At 72.3% G+C, this 4,624-nt stretch carries 3 protein-coding genes; all 3 read right to left on the reverse strand.

Annotated features, from left to right (window positions below):
- The coding region (locus D7X74_RS39805; protein ID WP_199742000.1) for a hypothetical protein at positions 1 to 473 on the reverse strand (473 nt) is incomplete at its 3' end.
- Entirely contained in the window at positions 470 to 4,177 is a 3,708-nt protein-coding gene (locus D7X74_RS39810; RefSeq protein ID WP_120538155.1) for a type VI secretion IcmF C-terminal domain-containing protein, read from the reverse strand. The genes D7X74_RS39805 and D7X74_RS39810, both read right to left, overlap by 4 nt.
- A 3-nt stretch (positions 4,178 to 4,180) precedes the next feature.
- Positions 4,181 to 4,495 (reverse strand): hypothetical protein, encoded by a 315-nt coding sequence (locus tag D7X74_RS39815; protein ID WP_147444570.1) that lies wholly within the window; start codon positions 4,493 to 4,495, stop codon positions 4,181 to 4,183.
- Positions 4,496 to 4,624 lie beyond the last annotated feature (129 nt).

Consider the following 4,624-nt stretch of genomic DNA (forward strand, 5'->3'; position numbering starts at 1 on the left):
GCTGCCTTGGGGGCGGCCGGAGGTTCTGGGGGCTTCGGGAGTTCGCCTTCTCCCGAGTCCTTCGGTGCCGCGGGCTGCGTGCCCGTGCGGATGCGCCCTTCGAGCAGCTCGATGTCCAGCGAGCCGGGCGTGGGCGTGTTGACGAACTGCTGCCAGGTTCCGTCCGGCGCGGTGAACAGGAACGACACCGCCACCGCTGCGTCGTCCGGCAGCGGCACCTTCAGGCGCTGCAACGTGCCCGGGTAGATGAGCGCGGACATCAACACGTCCGCGTCCGGCTGGAAGACGCGCGCGGACACCTCGCCGTAGGACTCGAGCGCGAACTGCTTCGGATCCACCTTGCGCACCAACATGTAGAGCGGCCGCCCCTGGTTGGTGCCCGAGGGCGCCTTCACGCTCAGGTGCAGCGTGCTGGGCTGACATGCGCTCAAGAGACACAGGAGCGCTGGAATGCACCGCAAAAGCAGTCTCATCGCGGAACCTCGCGGAATGGTGTCCAGGGCTCACCCTTCAGACCGAAGCGCAGGTCCATCACCCTGTCCGTGGACGCGCCCCCCCGCGCACGCAGCGACCACTGCCGGTGCTGCGGGTCCTCCGTGGACAGCGACGACTCCAACAGCCGGAAGCAGCTCCACGCCGAGCGCGACTTCTCCAGCGACGCGTACTGCACCGACTGGTCCGCGGGAGCGCGCACCTCCAGCATCAGCGACGCCGTCTGCTGGTCCCACCACGCCAGCGGGAACTCCTGCCACGACGGGCTCTGGTTGTAGGCCAGGAAGGTCGTCTTGCCGCACTTGAGCGACCCCAACGTCACGAAGCTGCCCGGCGTGGGCGCCTTCGGCAGCGGCAGCGGCATCACCTGCAACAGCAAGGGCCGGGGACGCCCCTCCGTGTCCCACAACACGCGGGCCAGCCGCGACAGCCGTCCCAGCGTGGGCAGCATCCCTCCTGGCAACGCCAGCCGCGACTGGAGCGCTCCCCGCGCCACCCACTCCGAGCCGCGCTCCTCGCACACCGGCGCCAGCACGCGCGTGACGAACTCCCAGAACGCGCCGTCCTGCCGGCGCAGCACCTCCAGGTCTCCCGGATCCACCTCCTGCGTCCCGTCCGGCGCGAACGGGTAGCGCCCCAGCAGCGGACGCAGGAACCGGCCGTTGGCCTCTTCCCACTGCCGCTCCAGCGTCCGTTCAATCTCCCGCTGCCCCAGCTCGCGCACCGCGAGGAAGGGCTGGCGGAAGGGCTGGCGCAGCTCGCCAATCAGGCCCTGCTGGTCCAGCCAGGCGTCCACCTTGTGCAGGTAGGACGTGTCGTCCTCCAGCATCATCGCGAAGGCCAGCCGCCCCAGGGGCGTCAGCAGCTCCGGCAGCCGCGCGGCGCCGTTGGCGGGCGTCGTCGTGGCACCGTCCGCGGCCGCGCCTCCCGTGAGCGACGCCGTCGCCTCCTTGGGCACTACGCCCTGGCGTGGCGCCGCGTTCAGTTCGTCCGCCAGCTGCGCCACCAGCGCGCGGTAGGGGTTGAGCACCGTGTAGTTGCCGCTCTCGTCCGGCTTCATCACCGTGGCGATGGGCTTGAACGGCGCCACCGCGTTGCGCAGCGACTCGTAGAAGGGCCCCTCCAGCGGCTCCAGCGCCACGCTCTGCGCCACGTCGCGCAGCATGTCCACCAGCTCCGAGGAGGGCTGGGTGAGGCGCGACAGCTCCTCCGGCAGCAGCGCGGGCACCACCGGCTGGAAGCGGTAGGCCGACACCCGCTGGAACAGCCGGTTGCGGTACTGGAACGCGAACTGGTTCACCTTGCGGCGCACGTGCTCCTGGCGCTGCGACACCTCCTCCACGGGCAGCCCCGAACCCTTGATGCGCGTGGTGAACTCGTCCACCAGCGGGCGCAGCCGCGTGTCGAACTCCAGCCGGTCCGCCGACAGGCTCGCTCCACTCCTCGCCGCCACCGCCTCCTCGCCCGTCACCACCCCGAACGGCATGCGCCCCATCTTCTCGTGGTAGCGCAGCAGCGCCTGGTGCAGGAGCCGCGAGCCGTCCTTGGGACGGAACTCGAAGGTGCTCTGGAGCACCGGCACCTGGAGCACCGCGGGGCCGTTGCCCGGCAGCCACAGGCCGTCGCGCACCAGCAGCTCCGCCACGCTCATCTTCTGCACCGCCTTCACCCCCAGGTACGCCTCCTCCTCCATGCGCAGCACGTTCGTGAGCACGTCCCGATGGTCGTTGATCCACGCCACCGTCTTGAGCGTGGAGGGGATGCCCCGGAAGCGGCCCGTGTCCACCCGCGCCTCGGACGCGGCCAGCAGCTCCAGCGCGCGCGGCAGGCTGGCGAAGCGCGCGCTGTCGTCCAGCAGCGCCTGGAGCCGCCGGCGCTCGTCCTGCATGGACTCCAGGTCCGCATCCAGCCGCTCCAGTTCGCGCGGCTCCACGGCCCGGTTGGCCATCAGGTCCTGCAACCGGCGCAGGTGCGCCTGCCACGGCGTCAGCTGCGCCTCCAGGGTGAGCGGCTCCGGAAAGGGCCAGCGCGCCCAGCCCGCCTCGGGCGTGTCGGGCGCCGTCCACGGCGGGTTGCTCATGGTGACGTAGTCCGCCACCAGGGACTCGTTCAGGCCCACCGCCGTCACCCACGAGCGCCCCGCTTCCAGCGCCGCCGCGTCACCCGCGGGCGTGGCCGCGCCGTCCTCGGAGACGAAGCTCCAGTTCGGACGCGTCTTCAGGCTGGAGAGCACCAGCTGCCCCAGCGGCTCCTCGCGCGAGCCGTGCAACGTGGCCAGCAGGTAGACGACCTGCTCCGGACGGCACGTGTCCGGCTGGCGGTGGCACTTCTCCAGGGCGGGCCGGATGTGGGCCTCGCGGATGCCCCGGGCCAGGCGCTGGCGCAGATCCTCGCGCGCGCCGGTGAAGCTGTAGCGCAACAGCGGCCACGTGTTCATGGACCGCCACAGCGAGTCCAGCGACTGGCCCGCCGCGAGCACCGGCTCCTGCACCGCGGCCCCGGAGACCTCCTGGCCCTGGTCGCGCATGCGCTGGACCATCTCCTCGAAGCGCTGCACGCGCGTGCGCGCCTGACCCAGCCTCCACGCGAAGTGCCCGTACGCGGCCAAGAGCGGCAGCGCGCACGCAAGGCCCAGCAGCACCGCGCGGCGCAGGTGCGTGTGCAGGTAGCGGTCATGGACCGCGCGCGCCGTGCTGGCCTCGGCGGACACCGACAGGACGTCCGGATCCCTGGCGTCCTTGTCCGCGGACGACAGCGACACCGTGGCGAGCCTGGGCGCGTACGCCAACGTCTGGCCCTCCATCAGCGCCGTCACGAAGCGCGACAGCGCCTCGAAGGGCGCGTGGCCTTCCGAATAGAAGCGCTCCAGCCGCTCGAAGGCCTCCACCGGCAGCGCCGTCAGGCCCAGCGCCAGGTACTGCTCCTGCGCCTTGAGCAACGAGCCCAGTCTTCCCTCCTGGCCGGGCGGGGGCAGGGGGAAGCGCAGCGGCACGTGGTGCGCGCGCAAGAGCTTCGCGAAGTCCGCGTAGCCTTCCCGCTCATCCAGGTGGGTGAGGCACACGCGCGTCTCCAGCGCGCCCTCGCGGATCTCCGACAACAGGTTGAGCTTGCCGCGCAGCAGCTGCGCCGCCCGGCGCACCTCGTCCGGCGGCGTGTCCGACAGCCAGCGCGCGTCCAGCACCAGCACCGCCAGCGCCTGCTGGCCGCTGCCAAAGGTGTCCTTCCACAGGCGGCGCAGCGCCTCGCGGCCCTGGGGCGTCTCGTCCTCCAGCAACTGCGCGGACACCTCCTGGGCCACGGCGTCCGCGCCCAGGTACACCTGGAGCAGCGAATCCGACAGGAGGCTGGGCAGGAACTGCCGCGCCTGCCGCTTCCAGTCCAGGTCCAGCTCGATGAGCCGCGACTTGCCCGCGCCCGCCGGTCCCAGCACGACCACGCCCGGCAGGTCGCGCACCGCCACGCGGTGACGCAGCGGCAGCCCGGCCAGGAACTTCTCGCGCACCTGCCGCAGCCGGTTCTTCGCCAGGGGCGTGGGCGCGTCCGGCGTCGCGGTCCCCGCGGCCTTCCGCTTCGAGCGCCACTTCAGGAACAGCGGCACGCCCAGCGCCAGCAGCGCCACGGCGAGCAGCACCCACGGCTTCCACCCCGGTGGGACGAACGCCGTCAGTTTGCGGATGACATCCATGATTCAGCGCTCCCCCCAGCCCATGACGTTCCCGGCGCGCCCCGAGCGGTGAAAGGCCTCCAGGACGTCCTCCAGCGTGTCCAACGTGCCCGCGATCGCCGCGCGCGCCTGCTGCTGCTCCTCCGGCGACAGCCGCGTGTCCCCGGGCCCCGGCAGCAGGCGGGCCAGGGTCTGGCCCAGGTCGTCCAGCAGCGGGCCCAGGCCGTGGCGCCCGGCCCCGATGCGCGTGTCCACGGTCCGGCGCACCTGCTGGAGCAGGGCGGGGGCCGCATCGAGCGCGGGCGCGGCGGGAGCCTGTGGAGCGGACTGGGGCTTCACCGCGTCACCCACCAGAGCAGGCACTGCAGCCCCAGCACGCTCGCGGCGCTGGCCGCGTAGTAGCGGGCGGGAAGGGCGTAGAGCAGCGGCCCGGGGGACTCACCGGACGCCGTGGGGGCGGGCATGGGC

This window comes from Corallococcus sp. CA047B, assembly GCF_003612065.1.
In the GTDB taxonomy this organism is placed as follows: Bacteria; Myxococcota; Myxococcia; order Myxococcales; family Myxococcaceae; genus Corallococcus; species Corallococcus praedator.